Here is an 18,119-nt window from a genome sequence, read left to right as displayed (position 1 = left end):
GAAACCAGCCTTTTGGGAGGTGTTGGTGCTCGAGTCGTCGGTGTCCCCCAGCGTAGCGTATCCAAGCGTCGAACCTGAGGCCGCCGACCTGCTGATCACCAGCATCGGGAACGCTTCGCCCCGCGCGGCCTCGGTGCTCAGCCAGGCCCTCGAGCTGCCGGTCGAGACGGTGGTCGACGCCCTGTATCGCGCCCCTGCCCGGCTGCTGGCCAACCTGCCGGCGGCCGACGCGAACCGTCTGGCCGCCCTGATCGGCACGCTCGGCGTCGAGGCCTCGGTGGCCCCTGCCGGCGCCGCGCTCGTGCGCGCCCCGACCATGGACCTGGCGGCCGAACTGCTCGACCTCGACGCCGCCGACGCCGTCGCCGCGATCCTCGGCCGTTTCCTGGGCATGGAGCCCGTCGCCGCCCTCGACCTGCTGCTGACCCCGCCCGGCGTGATCCTGGGGGCCGTCACCGAGCCGACCGTGCGGGCGCTGGAATCTGCCCTGCCAAGCGGCGCGGTGCGCCTGACCGCCAGTCGCCCGGACGAGGCCCGCTTCGCCCTCTTCGCCAGCGACCTGTCGCACCTGCAGGCCAGCGTCCTGCGCCAGCGACTGCCGGCGGGCGCGGACGTCTCGCCCGGCGGCTCGGCCACCGTCTTCGACCTCAGCCGCGGCGAAGCCGACGCCCTGTGGCGGCGGCTGAAGGCGCCCGAGCAGGTGCGCATCGTCGACCAGGCCTTCCTACGCTTCACCCTGGACCTCGTCGCCGCGCCGCCGCAGGCCGCCGCCGCGCTGGAGGCCCTGGCCGGCGTTCCGGCCGAGGACTTCGACCTGCTGCGCCAGGCCCTGCCCGTCCCCATCGAGGCCGGCCTCGCCTTCGCCGACCTGGAAGGCCGCCTGGCCGCCTACGCCGAAGCGGGGCTGACCGTGCGCGCCGAACTGGAGACCTTCTCGCACCAGGCGCTCGACATCCTGTCGGCCCCCGCCGCGGTCCTGGCCGAGCTTGGCCTGTCCGGCGTCGCCCCGCTCGCCACGGGGCTCATGCCCCTGCCGCGCGCACGCCTGCTGCGCCACCGGCTGGAAGCGGCCGGCGCCGAGGTGCTGTTTTCCGAGGTCCGCGCATGACCGAGGCCCTCGACATCCATCGCCTGCACGCCGGTGTCGCCGAGGCCGGCAAGGTCCTGGCGCTGAAGGGCCGCCACGACCAGGCCCTGGCCAAGTATCGCGAGGCCCTGCGTCTGGCCCACGGCGTGCGTGCGCCGCAGATCTTCGCCCGACACTACCTGCACTGCGTGCTGGAGAGCCTGGAACGCACCGGCGCCCACGAGCAGGCCGCGGCCCTGGCCGGCGAGGCCGCCAGCAGCGCCGCCGCCGAACTGGGCGACGACGCGCCCAGCGACTTCCAGCGCCGCGACCGCGCCTGCCTGCTGGAGCGCAAGGGCGTCAACGAGCTGAAGGCCGGCGACGTCACCTCCGCCCGCGAGAGCCTGGCCGCCGCCATCGCCCTGGACGACGCCCTGCCGCTGTCGCGCAGCCTCCTGGCCTGGACCGCCCGCGGCCTCGGCGTTCCCGCCGGCCGGCTGTCCGAGGCCCAGCGCGTCCACGGCTATTGGACCGTCCGCGCCGACACCGTCGACAAGGCCCGCGCCTGCGAGTCCCCAACCAGCCCCCAGACGCCGCGGATCAAGGAGCCGATGAATGGCTGACGAGAACCCCATCGAGAAGATGACGCCCGGCCAGATCCTGGCCGACGCCAGCGTCGCCGAGTTCATCAAGGCCATGGGCCTGTCGATCGCCGACGCCCAGAAGGCGCTCGACCTCAACAGCCTGGCCCAGGTCGGCGAGTACGTCGAGCCGCGCCCCGGCCTCGGCGGCAAGAGCCTGCTGCAGCTGGGCCTGTCGCCGCCCTTCTACCACTACCAGCACGCCGACCTGTCGGTCTCGATGCAGCTGACCATGAAGGTCGGCGAGGCCAGCGCCTTCGGCATCGGCGGCAAGCTGGACTTCGGCTTCGGCCAGGGCGGCCCCCAGGCGCCCGCCAACGCCCGCGAGGCCCAGGTCACGCTCAAGAGCCTGCCGGCCAGCGTCACCGTCGACGGGACCAAGACCGACGCCACGGGCGCCGACGTCGAGGCCGCCGCCGAGGACCTGGCCAAGAAGCTGGGCACGCCCACCGGCAAGTTCGAGCGCGCCTATGTCAGCGCCAAGCGCACCAAGGTGCCGTTCAAGCTCGAGCCCGACACCGCCAAGAACCCGATCAAGACCGACACCAGCGTGGCCTTCTACGCCGCCTCCGAGGCCAGCCTGGGGGTCATCCGCATCGTCGAGACCCCGACCAACAACACCAGCGAAGAGTTCGTGCTGGCCGCGGGCAAGAGCACCAAGGTCGACGCCAAGGCCAACAACCTGCTCTACGCCCGCGCCGTCGCCAGCCAGATCAACGCGCTGGGCGGCTTCAAGGCCAAGCTCCTGCGTGATCCCGTCGGCTCCGACCTGCCGGTCGGCGGCGGCACCCTGGGCCTGGCGCTGTTCGACAGCGGCAAGTCCGACCTCAAGCAGGCCGCCATCGAGGAACTGACCCTGGTGGCGCGGGCGCTGAAGGCCAACGGGGCCACCGTCGACGTCGTCGGCTTCACCGACCGCGTGGACACCGATCCCTACAATCAGAAGCTGGGCCTGGACCGCGCCAACAAGGTGGCCGAGTTCCTGCGCGACAACGGCGTCGCGCCCGGCCAGATCCGCAAGGTCGAGAGCCGCGGCGAGGCCAGCTGGAAGGCTCAGGGCGCGGTCGACAACGTGGCCAACCAGCAGTTCCGCCGCGCCGAGGTGCTGCTGGCCGACTCCAACGACCTGCTGGTCGTGGTCGAGTCCGCCGGCACGCAGCTTCAGACCACGCCGACGCCCGACAAGACCAGCTCCGGCGGCGGCAACGGCTTCATCATCGTGCGCCACTTCACGGCGGTTCCGGTGGACGGCACGGCCGTCAAGGTCGGCGCCTCGGAGACCTCGGTGGCGATCAGCGGGACGGCCGCCAGCGACGGCGGGACGACGCTCGACGCCAACTCGCCCCAGGCCTACGCCTTCAACCTGGCGCGCGATGTCAACGCCGGCAGCGCCACGCACGGCGTCCGCGCCGTGCGCAAGGGCGGCGTGGTCAGCTTCTCGGACGCCAAGGACGCGGTAATCATCAACCTCGTCACCCTCTCGGCCAACGACATCGCCCTGTCGGCCGCCGACGGCGCCAGCGTCACCAAGGCTCTCGACAAGATCGCCGCCGCCCCGACCGCCAGCGCCGACAAACCCAAGGTCTCGGTCGCCGTGGGCCTGTCGGTCGACTACCGCACCAGCCGGCAGTTCGAGCAGTCGATCAACGGCAACAGCAGCATCTCGGCCCGCATCGTCGCCGTGCCCGCGCCGGTCGAGTTCCTCGACGAGATCAAGACCTTCCTGGCGCAAGCCAAAGACGCCACGCCGACGCCCACCCCATGAGCGAGACCGCTTCCGTCACCCGGCAGCTGCTTTCCGCGCCGCTGCCGCAGATCATCGAGCGGCTGGGGATCGCCATCGCCCAGGCCCAGTCGGCGCTCGACCGCAACAGCATCGAGACGGCCAAGGCCATGGCCGAGGCCGAGGTCGAGCTGGGCGGCGAGACCCACAACCTGATCTCGCTGGGCTTCACGCCGACCTTCTACAGCTTCACCGAGGCCACGGTGGAGGCCAAGCTCTCGTTCAGCATGACCGAGAGCACCGAGTTCGGCGTGTCGGCCGGGGCGACGGTCGGCGTCCAGGCCGGCTTCGTCATGGTCGCCGCCTCGGTCAACGTCAGCTACGCGCGCAAGTTCTCGGTCAGCGCCGAGGGCATGAGCTCGATCGCGGCCCGGCTGGTCAGCCTGCCGCCGCCCGAGAACCTCGAAACCCTGCTTCGCAAGATCAGCGAGCCCGCCCCCGCGCCGGCGCCCGCCCCCAACCCGTAGGAAGGACCAGACATGTCGATCGGGAGAGAACTTCTGAACGTCCCCATGGGGGACATGATCCGCCAGATGGCCTTCGCCATCGCCGAGGGCCAGATCAAGCTCGACGCCAACAGCATCGAGGTCGCCGAGATGATGGGCGGCCTGCAGGCCGTCACCGACGACGAGGGCAAGACCACCTTCGACGACAGCCGCATCTTCTTCGGCTACGACCTGATGACCGCCAGCGACGCCCTGGCCTACATCGCCGCCGACAACGCCATTTCCGGCGGCGACACCAAGGCGCTGGAAAAGGTCGTCAAGGACCAGAAGGACGCCGCCGAGGACAACGGCGAGAACCCCGACACCACCCTGATCCGGGTGCCGACCCGCCTGTCGATGCTGGAGCTGGGCTTCTCGCCCACCTTCTACCAGTTCGTCGACACGATCATCGAGGTGAAGATCGCCATCAAGATCACCCAGAGCAGCGAGTCGACCCACTCCAGCAAGTCCACCAACCAGGTGAACACCAAGGGCTCGAGCTTCAGCTGGAACCTGTTCCGCGGCGGCATCGGCACGACCAAGTCGACCCAGGTCGCCACCAGCCAGGTCGACGCCACCTACTCCTCGAAATACAGCTATTCGGCCGAGGGCTCGAGCCTGCTGCGCACCAAGCTGGTGCCGATCCCGCCGCCGGCCATCCTGGAAGAACGGATCCGCCGTCAGCTGGACGAAGAGGTCGAGCGCCGTCGTCGCCTGCTCGACAAGAAACTGGGACCGCAGAACCCCTCGCCCCCGAACCCGTAACCCTCGGACGGAGAACGCGCCATGAGCGTGGGCACCGAACTGCTCGCCGTTCCCTTCCCGGAAATGGTCCAGCGCCTGGGCGTCGGCATCGCCACCGCCCAGTTGCAGCTCGACATGGTGTCGCTGCGCATAGCCCGGCTCATGGCCGGATATGACGAGGACGCCGACGAGGAAAAGGAAGGCGAAGGCGCCAAGTCGAAGACCTACATGGTCAAGTTCGGCGACGGCAAGGAATACAGCCTGCTGGAGCTCGGCTTCACGCCGACCTTCTACCAGTTCGTCGACACCGTGATCGAGCTGAAGATGTCGATCTCGTTCAAGTCCGAGACCGAGATCAAGCGCAGCAGCAGCAGCACGACGGTCAAGGCCGGCGGCTTCTGGACGCCGTTCGGCGGGGGCGGCGCGGTCAGCGCCAGCAGCGTCAGCGCCAGCTACGCGGCCAAGTACCAGTATAGCGCCGAAGGCTCGAGCCTGATGCGCACCAAGCTGGTGCCGATCCCGCCGCCGGCCTTGTTCGAGGAACGCGTCCGCGCGCTCATCGAAAAGCGCAGGGCGGCCGAGGAAGAAGACGACGGATGAGTGATCCGCCCTGGAAGGACGCCCTGCGTCGCGCCAAGTCGCCGGCGCCGGCGCCGGCGGCTGCGCGAACGGCGGCCTCCCCGGCTCCCGGCCTGCCGCCCGGCGCCGATCCGGCCGCCCTGTCGCCGAACCTGGCGCGGCTGCTGGCCGAGCGCCAGGCGCTGGAGAGCAGGATGGCCAGCCTGACCGGCCAGGGCGCGCTCGGCGATCCGCGCTACGCTGTGACGCCTCTGAACCAGCGCCGGGCCGAGCTGGAACGCTGGGGCGCGGCCCGCGATGTCGTCCGCGCCCAGGCCGGACCGCGGCCGGACCCGCATCCGCCCGCCCTGCCGCCGGCGCTGCGTGGCACCGCCGCCGACGCCCTGCGCTCGACGCCCGGCGAGGGCCTGCGCGCCACGCCCGGCGAGATGGTCCGCCCCACGCCCGGCGACCTGACGCCCGATCTTCGCCGCTTCAGCCCGACCGAGATCTTCGAACGCCCCGCCGCCTCGTCGCGCGAGGCGCCCTGGGAGCGCCCCGCCGCCTCCCCCCGCGAAGCCCCTTGGGACCGCCCGGCGGCCTCGCCCCGCGAAACGCCCTGGGAGCGTCCCGCCGCAACGCCGCGCGAGGCGCCGTGGGAACGCCTGGCCGCCCAGCGCGAAGCTGGACCGCTGAGCGAGCCCTCGCGCCGCCTGTCGTCCCTGGCCGACGCCGGACGCGGCCTGCGCGACGCCGGCCGAACACTGCGCGATCCCGCCGAGCGCCCGCGCGCGGCGACCGCCTCCGATCCGCTGGACCGGCGCCTGGCCCAGGCCCGCGACATGGTCAGCAGGGGCCGCAAGGCCTACGCCGCCGCCGAGCGCGCGCTCGACAGCGCCCGCGACGCCATTCCGTCCGACTGGGTCGAGCGGGCCCGCGAGAAGATCCCGGGCCTGGGCCGCGCCGATCCTTACGTGCGCGAGACGGCCCGCAAGCTGTCGTCCTATGTGGGCGAGATCGCCGACTTCGCCGAGAAGGCCGACCGCATGCGCGAGATGGCCAGCGACGTGCGCGAACTGAAAGAGGCCGACGAGGCCCGCGACGACGCCCGCCGCGACCGCGCCCTGGAGCGCCTGAAGGCCAAGCGTTCCGAAGAGTCCGAGGGAGACGCCTGATGCCGGCCGAAAGCCGCTTCGTCGGCAATTCGATCGAGGAGTTGCTGGTGGCCCTCGCCGAAGGCGTGCGCGAGGCGCAGCTGGCGCTGAACAGCGGCCCCAAGGTCGACGCCAGCGGCGCGCCGATCGGCGGCTACCAGCTGCCGTTCCTCGACTTCTCGATCAAGGTCGACATGCAGACCAAGGCCGACAGCGGCGGCCGGCCGATCGCCCTGCTGTTCACCGCCAAGGACCAGAACAGCACCAACCAGCAGGTCTCCAGCACGATCAGCGGACGGCTGGTGGCCACACCGCCGGGCGAGGGCCTGCCAACCCCGCGCATCGCCGTCTCGGGCGGCGGCAATATCGGCGGTGTGGCCAACCTCTCGGTCTTGGTCACCAATAGCGCCGGCGAGGTGCTGGCCGACCAGCCGGTGGAGCTGAACATCGACGACGCGGCCAGCGTCACCCTGTCGGCCGCGCGCGGCGTGGCCAATTTCGTACGCCAGCCCGGCACCCGGCTGCAGCAGGCCCTGCTGCGCACAGGACCCGACGGCCGCGCCCTGGCGACCCTGTCGATCGCCAAGGAGCCGGCCCGCGCCGTGATCGTGGTGGTCGCCTCGATCGGCGCCTACAGCGGCCGCGGCGTGATCGGAATGGAGGAAGTGGGATGAGCACCGCCTTCTCCTGGACCGCCAGGCTGACCGACGCCGACGGCAATGTCGCGGTCGGCGCGTCGCTCGACGTCCAGCTGTTCGACCTCAAGACCGGCGCCTGGGCCAGCGCCTCCAGCGCCAAGACCGACGCTGCCGGCACGGCCAAGGGCGCGGGCGCCATCGCCGACGACACCCTGCCCTTCGCACCGGCCTTCCGGCTGGTCGAGGGCGCGGGCGTGATCTCGGCCGCGCCGGAGTTCACCCGCAACGCCCGCACCGGCGCCCTGACCATCGACTTTGGCCAGGTTCGCCGCCTGGCGCCGGCCGAGACGGCGATCGCCCGCACCCTGTCGGCCCGCACCCTGCGGACGGCGACTCCGATCGGCGGCGTGGTGGCCACGGACGCCCCGATCGCCGCCCCGAGCGTCGACGTCGCCGCCATCCGCGCCCAGGCCGTGGACGACACGACCAGGACCTTCACCGCCCGCCTGGCCAAGAACGACCAGGACCTCGCCGCCCGCGACACCCAGATCTCGACCCAGGCCAAGCAACTGGCCGAGCGCGACACCCAGATCGCCGCCGTCCGCGCCAAGAGCGACCAGGACCTCGCCGCGCGCGACACCCAGATCTCGGCCCAGACCAAGCAGCTGGCCGAGCGCGACGCCCAGATCGCCGCCGTCCGCGCCGAAAAGGCCGACGCCGCCAAGGCCGCCGACGACACGACCAAGGCCCTCAACGCCCGGCTGGTCCAGCGCGACCAGGATCTGGCCAGCCGGGACGCGCAACTGGTCGAAAGCAACCGCACGGCCGCCGAACAGGCCAAGGAAATCTCCGGCCTGCGCGCCACCCTGGTCGCCAAGGACCTCGAGATCGACGAGATCAAGACCCGGCCCCCCGCTGGCACGACGCCCGGCACGACCACGGGCACGACCGGGACCACCGCGGCGATCAATCCCGCCCTCGCCACGCTGCGGACCGTGGCCGTCACCGACCTGGCCACCGACATGGCCACCCAGCTGGACACCGCCCAGAAGACCCTGAAGCCCACCGGCTTCTCGCTGGGCACGATCCAGATCAGCGCCAAGGGCGTGCTGCGCGACACCGGCAGCATGGAGTTTCCCGACACCGAAACCCTGAAGGCCCTGCCGCAGGACTCGCTGAGCGACCTGAAGTTCCAGTTCATTCCCGAGAAGGTGCCGACCAGCGACGACGGGCCGCGCGTGCCCGACGTGCTGCAACTGACCGAAAGCGCGGTGCGCCGGGTGCTGACCTCGGTGGGCCTGGTGCTGGAGGCCAGCACCGGTCCGCGCGGCCTCAACCCCGCCGTCGCTCCCGGCCAGGCCATGGTCCAGTCGCCGGGCGCCGGAACCATCATCGCCCGCGGCGCGCGCGTTATGGTCATCTTCGCCGACCAACAAGGAGCCTGACCGATGTCGCAGGACGCCTCCGATCTGCTCAGCGAAAGCCTGGCCACGCCGTTGGGCGAGGTGATCGCCGCCGTCGGCCGCGGCGTGGCCGAGGCCCAGGCCGCCCTCGACCAGGCCTCGCTGGCCGCGACCCTGGCGATGTACGAGAGCGACGGCGACGAGGGCCTGGAGACCCTGCGCGCGATCGGCTACCAGCCCACCTTCTACGTGCTGCCCGAGACCACCTGCGAGGTGCAGGTCTCGATGCACATCGGCGGCACCGGCGGCGCCGACGGCAGCGCCGGCACGTCGGGCCGGGCCGCGGCGATCGGCAAGGCCCGCACCTATGTCACCCCGGTCGATGCGGCCTTCCAGCAGCGCTACGCCTTCCAGGCCAGCGGCGCGGCCAAGCTGACTTTCAAGATCGTGCCCGTGCCGCCGCCGGCCGCCCTCGACGACGCCGCCCCGATGCCGGACGTGCGCGGCCTGACCGGGGCCGCCGCCGTAGCCGCGCTGTCGGCCCGCGGCTTCACCGCCGCCTTCGTCGACGCCAAGGGCGAGACCGTGCCCACCGACAAGGCCGCCGAGCAGACCGTCGCCTCGCAGGACGTCACGCCCAAGGCGCTGGTGCGCACGACGAACGCGGTGACGCTGGGGCTGAAATAGGCCACCTCAGCGGCTACCCCCTCCGGCCCTCCGGGCCACCTCCCCCAGAGGGTGAGGATCTAGAGCGCCAAGATGCTCCCCCTCTGGGGGAGCTGTCGGCGAAGCCGACTGAGGGGGTTTAAGCCCCGAACTCCAGCCCCTGGGCCTGGCCTACGTCACAGTCGCGGAAGCTGGCCTTGGCGATGCGGGCGCCGGTGAAGTCGGCGCCGCGCAGGTCGGCGCCGTCGAGAACGGCTTCGGAAAGGTCCGCGGTCTGCAGCATGGCATAGCGCAGGCGGGCGGCGGCCAGGCTGCCGACGGTCTTGCGCTCGGGCCCCAGCGGCAGCGGCGACAGGAAGGCCTGGCGCAGGTCGGCCTTGGTCAGGTTGGCGCCGGTCAGCTTGGCTCCGCGCAGGTCGGCGCCGCGCAGGTTGGCCGCGCGCAGGTCGGCGTTCTGCAGGTTGGCCCCCTGCAGTTGCGCGCCGGACAGGTCCATGCCGACGAAGCACGCCCCCTTGGCGCTCATGGCCGTCAGGCGCAGGCCCTTGAGGCGGTCGCCGATCGGGCGCAGGTCCTCGCCGTCGAGACGGGCCGCCGCGCCCTCCTTGCCGCCGGTCTGGCACCATTGCTGGTTGGCCAGGCAGCGGGCGTAGAGCTCGCGCGCCTTGTTCACCGCCTCGGGGGTCGAGGTCGTCAGGGCGCCGTTCATGTGCGCGCCGTGGACGCGCGCCGTCGAGGTGTCGACGCCCGACATCACCGCGCCCTGCAGGTTGGCCCCCTCGAGGTTGGCGCCCTTGACGTCGGCGTTGTCGAGGATGGCTCCGACCAGGTTGGCTTCCTTCAGATTGGCGCCCGACAGCTTGGCCCCGCGCAGGGAGCAGTCGGAGAAGTCGGCCTTGAAGGCCGAGACGCCGGTGAACTGCGAGCCGTCCAGCGTGGCGCCCGAGAAGTTGACCTCGTCGACCTCGCCGTTGCGGGTCTCGTGCTTGACGGTGTCCAGGCCCTTGCGCGGGTGCGGGATGGCGATCTGCCCCTCGCGGAAATCGGCCTGGGTCAGGTCGGCCTGCGAGAGGTTGGCCCCGCGCAGGCAGGCGCCGCGCAGGTCGGCGCGCTGGAGACTGGCCTGGCGCAGGTCGGCCTTGCGCAGGTCGCAGCCGAACAGGCTGGCGCGATCCAGCTTGGCGCGCACCATGCGGCAGCCGTCGAGGATCGAGGCGGAAAGATCGGCGTCGGTCAGGTTGCGGAACGACAGGTCCAGCCCCGACAGATTCATGAACCGCAGCGAGGCGCGCTTGCCGCCCTGCTTGCCGGTCACGAACTTCTCGTGGGCCGAGACGATCATGTCGAGTTCGGCCTGACTGAGCTTGCGGCGTCCCGCGATGCTCTGTGCGGCGTTCATTGCGGGACCCCCTCCCGTCTTACTGGAAAATCACTAGCGGACAATCGGATAACAGGAATCGACGAGCGAACGGTTAAGGTCGCTGCATACTTCTCAATTTGGGTAACTCAGATGAGGTCTTCGAGCCCTCGGGCGCCCAGCCGGATGGTTCCGGTGATGTCGACATCCTTGAGGTTGGCGCTGGTGAAGTTCGCCCTCGAAAGATCCGCGCCCGCCAGGCACGCGCCGCGCAGGTCGGCCCGGGCCAGGTCGGCGTTGGTCAGCAGCACGCCGGTCAGGTCGGCCGGCAAGAGCCGGTCCTTGCCGATCAGCAGCGGCCCAAGCTGGGCGTCGCGCAGATCCGAGCCCGACAGCTTGGCTCCCTTGAGCCGCGCGCCGCGCAGGTCGGCCCGGCGCAGGTTGCAGGCCCGCAGGTCCGCCCCCTCCAGCTGGGCGCCCTGCATCTGCACGCCTTCCATGTCGAGGCCGTAGAACACCGCGCCCTTGGCCGACAGGGCCGTCAGGTTGAAGCCGCGGATGCTTTTCAGATTGCGCAGGTCGGCCTTGTCGAACACCGACGGCTTGCCCTCGCCGCCGCCGGTCTCGCACCAGCGGGCGTGGTCGGCGATCATCTGCTCGTAGGGCATGTCGGAGACGTCGACGCCCGAGGCCTTGTCGGTCAGCGCCCCTTCCATGCTGGCCCCGGTGACGTTCCAGGACATGGTCTTGACCCCGACCAGCACGGTGTTGCGCAGGTCGGCGCCGGCAAGGTTCGCGCCCGACAGGTCGGCGCCCGCCATGTTGGCGCCGTTGAAATTGGCCTGCTTGAGATTGGCGCGGACCAGCTTGGCGTCCTTGAGGATCGCGTCGCTGAAATCGGCCTTGGTGGCGACGATGCCCGACAGCCGCGAGCGCTCGAGATTGGCCCCCGAAAGGTTGGCGCCCATGGCGTAGGCCTCGCGCTGCACCGGCTCGAGGATGCGGTAGCCCTTCTCGCGGTCGGCGGCGGCGATCTGGCCTTCGCGCAGGTCGGCCTCGAACATGTCGGCGCCGGTCAGGTTGGCGCCGCGCAGGCTCGCCCCGCGCAGGTCGGCCCGGCGCAGCGAGGAATCGGTGAGATCGGCGCCCTGCATGTCGGCGCCGTAGAGGTTGGCGTTGTCGAGCTTGCAGCGGCGCAGGTCGGTCCCGACCAGCAAGGCGCCCGTGAAGTCGGCGTCGCACAGATTGCGGCCGACCAGCACCAGGCCCGACAGGTCGCAGAAGGCAAAGACCGCGCGCGCGCCGCCGAGCCTAGCCGACCACAGGCGGTCGTGCTTGGCGCAGATCACGTCGACTTCTTGTTGCGTCAGGCGCCGGTGTTCCTGGCCCGCCGCTGCCGGGGTGTTCATGCAAGCTCGCGTCGTTTCCCCGAAGGGTAGACCAACTTGATGCGCCCATCAGCATTAACGTCGTGTTTCCAGGCACTTCCCGCGCGTAGCGAGCACTGGAGACGACCTAGGGTTCCTTTCGCCCTCGGACGAAAGGAACCCAGGAAGAACTTACCCGAGGAGCGAAATCAGCCGACGGCCGGCAGCTTTTCGGCGCGGGCCTCGTCGAGGTAGCGGGCGCCGGTCGGCTTGAGGGCCGAATCCAGCTCGATGACCAGCGGATTGCCGGTGGGGATCTCGACCTTGACGATCTGGTCGTCGGGCACCGCGAACAGGTGCTTGACGATGGCGCGCAGCGAGTTGCCGTGGGCGGCGACGAGGATGTTCTCGCCGGCCTTCAGCTTGGGCGCGATGGCCTCTTCCCAGTAGGGCAGCACGCGCACCAGCGTGGTGGCCAGGCTTTCGGTCGACGGCAGGGCCGCGCCCTTGTAGCGGCGGTCGCTGGCGAAGTCGTACTCGCCGCCCGGGGCAAGCTCCGGGGGCGGAACGTCGTAGGAGCGGCGCCAGATGGTCACCTGCTCCTCGCCGTGCTTCTCGGCGGTCTCGGCCTTGTTCAGGCCGGTGAGGCCGCCGTAGTGGCGCTCGTTCAGGCGCCAGTCCTTGGTCACAGGCACGAAGCTTTGCGAAGCCGCGTCGAGCGCCAGGTTGCAGGTGCGGATGGCGCGGGTCTGGACCGAGGTGAAGGCCTCGTCGATGTCGAGACCGGCGGCCTTGATCAGCTCGCCGCCCTTGCGGGCCTGGGCTTCGCCCTCGGCGGTCAGGTCGACGTCGACCCAGCCGGTGAAGCGGTTTTCGAGGTTCCACTGGCTCTGGCCGTGGCGAAGCAGGACGAGGACGGGCATCTGCGCTCCTTGAATGAGGTCATGGCGGGCTAAGGCGCGCGGGACCTCGCGTCAAGCATCGCCCCTATCCAGCCACAAGAGGCGTGGTATAGGCGGACCATGCCTGATCGCATCTTCATGCCCCTTTGCGCGCTGGTCGCCCTGGCGATGGTCGCCTTTGCCATGGTCTGGCCGCAGGGGCATGGCGAGCGTTCGCCCGGCCCGTTCGGCTCCACGCCGATCCAGCAGACCCCGGAGATGAAGGCGCTGATCGAGAAGGAAAAGGCCGCCGCGCAGCGCAGCGAGCAGCGGCGTGCGCAGGAAGCCGCCACCGCGGCCGCCGCCAGCGGCGACCCGGCGCAATAGTCGCTTCTTCTCGCGCCATTATCGATCAATCGTCACATTGATCGATCATCGTCCTACGAAGAGGGTGGAAAACAACCACCCCGACAGCTAAACGCACCCCATCACTCATTGAAGCGAGCTCCAATGTTCTCGAAACCCCGCGCCGATCTGGTTCCGAATACCGCCGCTTACGAAAACGAGCCGCTGGTCAAGGCGACGGGCTTCCGCGAATACGATGCACGCTGGCTGTTCGGCCCCGAGATCAACTTGCTGGGCGTGCAGGCGCTGGGCCTGGGCCTGGGCACCTACATCCATGAGCTTGGCCAGTCGAAGATCGTCGTCGGCCACGACTTCCGCTCCTATTCCTCGTCGATCAAGAACGCCCTGATCCTGGGCCTGCTGAGCGCCGGCTGCGAAGTCCACGACATCGGCCTGGCCTTGTCGCCGACCGCCTACTTCGCCCAGTTCGACCTCGATATCCCGTGCGTGGCCATGGTCACCGCCAGCCACAACGAAAACGGCTGGACCGGCGTGAAGATGGGCGCCCAGAAGCCCCTCACCTTCGGTCCCGACGAGATGGGCAAGCTGAAGGACATCGTCCTGGGCGCGAAGTTCGTCGAGCGCGACGGCGGCAAGCTGATCCGCGTCGAGGGCCAGGCCGAGCGCTACATCGCCAACGTCGCCACCCGCGCCAAGGTGAGCCGCCCGCTGAAGGTGCTGGCCGCCTGCGGCAACGGCACCGCCGGCGCCTTCGCCGTCGACGCCCTGCAGCGCATGGGCGTGAGCGACGTGATCGGCATGGACACGGACCTCGACTACACCTTCCCGAAATACAATCCGAACCCGGAAGATCTGGAAATGCTGCACGAGATGGCCAAGGCCGTCCGTGAGCACGGCGCGGACCTGGCCTTCGGCTTCGACGGCGACGGCGACCGCTGCGGCGTGGTGGACGACGAGGGCGAGGAGATCTTCGCCGACAAGATCGGCCTGATGCTGGCCCGCGACCTGGCCCCGCTGCACCCGGGCGCGACCTTCGTCGTCGACGTCAAGTCGACCGGCCTCTACGCCACCGACCCGATCCTCAAGGCGCATGGCTGCAAGGTCATCTACTGGAAGACCGGCCACAGCTACATCAAGCGCAAGAGCGCCGAGACGGGCGCCCTGGCCGGCTTCGAGAAGAGCGGCCACTTCTTCATGAACGACCCGCTGGGCTACGGCTACGACTGCGGCCTTACCGCCGCCGCCGCCGTGCTGGCCATGCTCGACCGCAACCCGGACAAGAAGCTTTCGGACCTGCGCAAGGCCCTGCCGGTGGCCTTCACCTCGCTGACCATGAGCCCGCACTGCGACGACGAGAAGAAGTACGGCGTCGTCGCCGAGGTGGTGAAGGAATACGAAGATCTGTTCGCCGCCGGCGGCTCGATCCTCGGCCGCAAGATCATCGAAGTGATCACCGTCAACGGCGTGCGCGTGCACCTGGAAGACGGCTCGTGGGTGCTGGTCCGCGCTTCGTCCAACAAGCCCGAAGTGGTGGTCGTGGTCGAGAGCACCCAGTCGGAAGACAACATGAAGGCCCTCTTCCACCAGGAAGTGAAGCCGCGCCTGGGCGCCCGGGTCGGCCGGTACAACCAGGAAATCTGATCGGGGCGAACGTCCCTGAAGAACGAAAGGCCGGGGAGCGATCCCCGGCCTTTTTTGTTTGGGCGCTCCCCCTCATCGTCATCCCTGGGTCCTGGGTTCACGGTCCGCTTCGCGGTCCTTCGCCCGGGATGACGAGTTGATTTGAGCCTCGGAAGCTCAGCCCCCGAGCACCTCGCCGATCTTGTCGACCAGGGCCTTGCCGGTGAAGGGCTTCATCACATAGCCCACGGCCCCCAGCTGCAGGGCCTGGACGATGCGGTCCAGACGCCCCTCCCCCGTCAGCATCAGCACGGGGATGTCCTCGGCGCCCTGCGCCGATTTCAGGCTGCGCAGGGCGTCCAGACCCGAAAGGCCGGGCATGCGCACGTCCAGCAGGATCAGCGACGGCGGCGCGGCGGCCACCGCCGACAGCAGTTCCTCGACCGTCTCGAAGGTGCGCGCGCCATAGCCGCCGCGGCCGAGCTGGATCTCGACCAGCTCGCGCGTCAGGGCGTCGTCGTCGGCGACATAGATCTGAGGCGGCGTAACCAGCATGCGAACTCGAAAAAGGTTAACGCCGCTGCTTACCGCGCCCGTGGAGTCGCGCAAGTGCTCAAGCGCACACTTGCCCCCGATCCGGGGTCAGCGCGCACCGCCAGATCACCGCGTGCCGAAAGTGCGGTCGCCGGCGTCGCCCAGGCCCGGAACGATGTAGCCGTGGTCGTTCAGCTGCGGATCCACCGCCGCCGTCCAGATCTCGACGTCGGGGTGCGCCGCGCGCAGGGTCTCCACGCCCGGAACCGAGGCCAGCAGGCAGACGAAGCGCAGGTCGCGCACGCCGCGCTTCTTCAGAAGGTCGATGGCCGCCACGGCCGTGTGGCCAGTGGCCAGCATCGGGTCGACGACGATGACCAGGCGGTCGGCGATGTCTTCCGGGGTCTTGAAGTAGTATTCGACCGCTTCCAGCGTCTCGGGATCACGATAGAGGCCGATGTGGGCCACGCGGGCGGCCGGCACTAGGTCCAGCATGCCCTCGGCCATCCCCAGGCCCGCGCGCAGGATCGGGGCGAAGACCAGCTTCTTGCCGGCGATGACCTTGGCCTTGGTCGGCGCGACGGGCGTCTGGATCTCGACCTCGTCCATCGACAGCTGCCGCGTGACCTCGTAGCAGATCAGGGTCGCGGTCTCGCGCATCAGGGCGCGGAAGGTCTTGGTGGAGGTTTCCTTGTCCCGCATCAGGGTCAGCTTGTGCTGCACCAGCGGGTGGTCGACGATGGTCACGCCCGAAAGGGATGGGGTCGTCATGGGCGGCGGTATCCTGGTCTTGAAACGGCTTTCCCGTTCAAGTGCCGCCTTCCGGCCTTCAGGCCAAGCGCTAATCAGCCGCCAAGGCCGACGATTGTCCTGAAGGCCCAGACGGTGCAGCCGACGCAGACCAGGAGCGTCATGAAGTCGGCCATTCCCGACCTCCGCTTCGCTGCCTTGATCTTCTTAGCCACGCCCGCCTCGCTGTCCCCTGCGTACGGGCATCTTCACGCATCAGGCTGAACACGACGCTCACAAACGCGGTTAAGCGGCCGTTTTCCAAAAGAAAAGCCGCGCCGCGCTTCCTGGGGGAGGATGAAGCGCGACGCGGCCACAGCCTTGGCCTGGCCAAGACTGCTCCGTAAGCATTGGGAGCGTGACGGGCGCCGAAACCGCTTACACGTTCGGCTGTCACGCTCCGGATCGGCCGAGTCTTTGGGGGAGGAACCCGGCCGGGTCTTACGCGAGACCCTCGCCCTTCGACGGGCTCAGGGTGAGGATCTCGCATGCAGGGCCGGTGGAATGGTCCTCATCCTGAGCTTGTCGAAGGATAAGGACCACGCACCAGACTTAGCCGTGCAGCTTGATGGCCGCGGCGGCGATCAGCTCGCCCTGGTGGCGGGCGCCGTCCAGGTCGATCTGGGTCGGCTGGCGGCTGCCGTCGCCGCCGGCGACCGTGGTGGCGCCGTAGGGCGCGCCGCCGACGATCTCGTCGTTGTTCATCTGGCCCTGGTGGCTATAGGGCAGGCCGACGATCGTCATGCCGAAGTGCAGCAGGTTGGTGATGATCGAGAACAGGGTGGTTTCCTGGCCGCCATGCTGCGAGGCGGTCGAGACGAAGGCGCCGCCGACCTTGCCGTTCAGCGCGCCGCGGGCCCACAGGCCGCCGCCCTGGTCGAGGAACGCGGCCATCTGCGAGCTCATGCGGCCAAAACGCGTGCCGGTGCCGACGATGATCGCGTCGTATTCGGCCAGGTCGGCGATGGAGGCGATCGGGGCCTCTTGGTCCAGCTTGAAGTGAGCGCCCTTGGCGATCTCTTCCGGCACGGTTTCCGGAACGCGCTTGATGTCGACAGTCGCGCCGGTGGTGCGGGCGCCCTCGGCGACGGCCTTGGCCATCGTCTCGATGTGGCCGTACGACGAGTAGTAAAGGACCAGAACCTTGGCCATGAGAGTCTCCTAGAGAAGTCTTCTTTGAGGTTGGGGAGGAAAAGACGCGGCTGCGACAGCCGCGTCTTGAAGGAATGTCGCGACGCTTTTCTTAAGCGGCGTCGACCAGGACCAGCTCGGCGTCGGCCAGGGCCTTCACCCGAATGGTGTTCTCGTTGGCGATCGCCGCGCCATCGCGGGTGTCGACCTTGACGCCGTTGACCTCGATCGAGCCCGTCGAAGGCACCAGGTAGGCGTGGCGACCGGCGCCAAGCTCATACTCGGTTTCCTCGCCGGCCTTCAGCGTCGCGCCCAGGACGCGGGCGTCGGTGCGGATCGGCAGGGCGTCGTTGTCGTCCTTGAAGCCGCTGGCCAGGGCCACGAACTTGCCGGAGCGGTCGCCCTTGGGGAAAGGCTTGGCGCCCCAGGCGGGCGGTTCGCCGCCGCGGTCCGGAATGATCCAGATCTGAAAGATCTTGGTCACGCCCGGCTCGAGGTTGTATTCCGAGTGGCGGATGCCGGTGCCGGCGCTCATCACCTGCACGTCGCCCGCTTCGGTGCGGCCCTTGTTGCCCAGGCTGTCCTGGTGGGTGATCGCCCCCTCGCGGACATAGGTGATGATCTCCATGTCGTTGTGCGGGTGCGGCGGGAAGCCCGTGCCGGCGGCGATGGTGTCGTCATTCCAGACCCGCAGGGCGCCCCAATGGACGCGCTTGGGATCATGGTAGCCGGCGAACGAGAAGTGGTGCTTGGCGTCGAGCCAACCGTGATTGGCGCCGCCCAGGCTGTCGAACTTGCGAACTTCGATCATGTCGATCTCCTGGAGTGTCTTGTGTGGCTGGCCGTGTTGGCCTCTCCGTTGACGAGGAAGATGGAGACAGATCGCTTGATCCGAAATAGAAATGGTCGAAAGAAACCATTTCCAAAAATGACATC

The 18,119-nt window shown here is 69.4% G+C and carries 19 protein-coding genes; 12 read left to right on the top strand and 7 right to left on the bottom strand.

From position 1 onward, the window contains the following. Nucleotides 1–25: 25 nt before the first annotated feature. From ACODR1_RS06625 to ACODR1_RS06580, 10 genes are read left to right on the top strand one after another with little or no spacing between them, the layout of a single operon-like run. Nucleotides 26–1,108, top strand: coding sequence for a hypothetical protein (locus ACODR1_RS06625; protein ID WP_488879745.1), 1,083 nt, complete (start codon nt 26–28; stop codon nt 1,106–1,108). After that, nucleotides 1,105–1,689 (top strand): hypothetical protein, encoded by a 585-nt coding sequence (locus ACODR1_RS06620; RefSeq protein WP_488879744.1) that lies wholly within the window; start codon nt 1,105–1,107, stop codon nt 1,687–1,689. The genes ACODR1_RS06625 and ACODR1_RS06620 overlap by 4 nt, the downstream gene beginning before the upstream one ends. Continuing rightward, entirely contained in the window at nt 1,682–3,472 is a 1,791-nt protein-coding gene (locus ACODR1_RS06615; protein ID WP_488879743.1) for an OmpA family protein, read from the top strand. The genes ACODR1_RS06620 and ACODR1_RS06615 overlap by 8 nt, the downstream gene beginning before the upstream one ends. After that, entirely contained in the window at nt 3,469–3,957 is a 489-nt protein-coding gene (locus tag ACODR1_RS06610) for a hypothetical protein (RefSeq protein ID WP_488879742.1), read from the top strand. The genes ACODR1_RS06615 and ACODR1_RS06610 overlap by 4 nt, the downstream gene beginning before the upstream one ends. Nucleotides 3,958–3,969: 12 nt before the next feature. Then, a complete protein-coding gene (locus ACODR1_RS06605; RefSeq protein ID WP_488879741.1) occupies nt 3,970–4,740 on the top strand; it encodes a hypothetical protein in 771 nt (256 codons plus the stop codon). 21 nt (nt 4,741–4,761) lie between these two features. After that, nucleotides 4,762–5,319 carry a hypothetical protein gene (locus tag ACODR1_RS06600; RefSeq protein ID WP_488879740.1) on the top strand — a complete coding sequence of 186 codons (558 nt, stop codon included), beginning with the start codon at nt 4,762–4,764 and terminating at the stop codon, nt 5,317–5,319. After that, entirely contained in the window at nt 5,316–6,452 is a 1,137-nt protein-coding gene (locus ACODR1_RS06595) for a serine/threonine-protein kinase (protein ID WP_488879739.1), read from the top strand. The genes ACODR1_RS06600 and ACODR1_RS06595 overlap by 4 nt, the downstream gene beginning before the upstream one ends. After that, on the top strand, nt 6,452–7,105 hold the full coding sequence (locus tag ACODR1_RS06590; protein WP_488879738.1) for a hypothetical protein: 654 nt from the start codon (nt 6,452–6,454) through the stop codon (nt 7,103–7,105). The genes ACODR1_RS06595 and ACODR1_RS06590 overlap by 1 nt, the downstream gene beginning before the upstream one ends. Continuing rightward, a complete protein-coding gene (locus ACODR1_RS06585; RefSeq protein ID WP_488879737.1) occupies nt 7,102–8,514 on the top strand; it encodes a PASTA domain-containing protein in 1,413 nt (470 codons plus the stop codon). The genes ACODR1_RS06590 and ACODR1_RS06585 overlap by 4 nt, the downstream gene beginning before the upstream one ends. A 3-nt stretch (nt 8,515–8,517) precedes the next feature. Beyond that, a complete protein-coding gene (locus ACODR1_RS06580) occupies nt 8,518–9,159 on the top strand; it encodes a PASTA domain-containing protein (protein ID WP_488879736.1) in 642 nt (213 codons plus the stop codon). Nucleotides 9,160–9,277: 118 nt separating this feature from the next. Here the strand turns inward: ACODR1_RS06580 and ACODR1_RS06575 are convergent, their stop codons facing one another. From ACODR1_RS06575 to gpmA, 3 genes are all read right to left on the bottom strand, one after another. Further along, nucleotides 9,278–10,537, bottom strand: a complete 1,260-nt coding sequence (locus tag ACODR1_RS06575) for a pentapeptide repeat-containing protein (protein ID WP_488879735.1) — start codon at nt 10,535–10,537, stop codon at nt 9,278–9,280. A 107-nt stretch (nt 10,538–10,644) separates the two neighbouring features. Continuing rightward, nucleotides 10,645–11,904: a pentapeptide repeat-containing protein gene (locus tag ACODR1_RS06570; protein WP_488879734.1), complete on the bottom strand. Its 1,260-nt coding sequence runs from the start codon at nt 11,902–11,904 to the stop codon at nt 10,645–10,647. A 167-nt stretch (nt 11,905–12,071) separates the two neighbouring features. Beyond that, entirely contained in the window at nt 12,072–12,785 is a 714-nt protein-coding gene (gene gpmA, locus ACODR1_RS06565; protein WP_488879733.1) for a 2,3-diphosphoglycerate-dependent phosphoglycerate mutase, read from the bottom strand. A gap of 99 nt (nt 12,786–12,884) precedes the next feature. Here gpmA and ACODR1_RS06560 point away from each other — a divergent pair, with 99 nt between their 5' ends. Continuing rightward, complete coding sequence (locus ACODR1_RS06560) at nt 12,885–13,130, top strand: hypothetical protein (protein ID WP_488879732.1); 246 nt, start codon at nt 12,885–12,887, stop codon at nt 13,128–13,130. A 123-nt stretch (nt 13,131–13,253) separates the two neighbouring features. Then, nucleotides 13,254–14,750 (top strand): phosphomannomutase/phosphoglucomutase, encoded by a 1,497-nt coding sequence (locus tag ACODR1_RS06555; protein ID WP_488879731.1) that lies wholly within the window; start codon nt 13,254–13,256, stop codon nt 14,748–14,750. Nucleotides 14,751–14,906: 156 nt separating this feature from the next. Here ACODR1_RS06555 and ACODR1_RS06550 read toward each other — a convergent pair whose 3' ends face one another. The 4 genes from ACODR1_RS06550 to ACODR1_RS06535 all read right to left on the bottom strand — a co-directional run bounded on the left by ACODR1_RS06550 (nt 14,907) and on the right by ACODR1_RS06535 (nt 17,994). Then, nucleotides 14,907–15,284 (bottom strand): response regulator, encoded by a 378-nt coding sequence (locus tag ACODR1_RS06550; RefSeq protein WP_488879730.1) that lies wholly within the window; start codon nt 15,282–15,284, stop codon nt 14,907–14,909. A gap of 105 nt (nt 15,285–15,389) precedes the next feature. After that, nucleotides 15,390–16,034 (bottom strand): uracil phosphoribosyltransferase, encoded by a 645-nt coding sequence (gene upp / locus ACODR1_RS06545; protein WP_488879729.1) that lies wholly within the window; start codon nt 16,032–16,034, stop codon nt 15,390–15,392. Nucleotides 16,035–16,604: 570 nt separating this feature from the next. Further along, nucleotides 16,605–17,204, bottom strand: a complete 600-nt coding sequence (gene wrbA / locus ACODR1_RS06540; protein ID WP_488879728.1) for an NAD(P)H:quinone oxidoreductase — start codon at nt 17,202–17,204, stop codon at nt 16,605–16,607. A 91-nt stretch (nt 17,205–17,295) separates the two neighbouring features. Then, nucleotides 17,296–17,994 carry a pirin family protein gene (locus tag ACODR1_RS06535; protein WP_101719896.1) on the bottom strand — a complete coding sequence of 233 codons (699 nt, stop codon included), beginning with the start codon at nt 17,992–17,994 and terminating at the stop codon, nt 17,296–17,298. Between the last annotated feature and the right edge of the window lie 125 nt (nt 17,995–18,119).

The sequence above is a fragment of the Caulobacter sp. FG7 genome, from assembly GCF_057808875.1.
The sequence above is the reverse complement of the archived record's forward strand: the minus strand, read 5'-3'. Positions and strand labels throughout refer to the sequence as shown.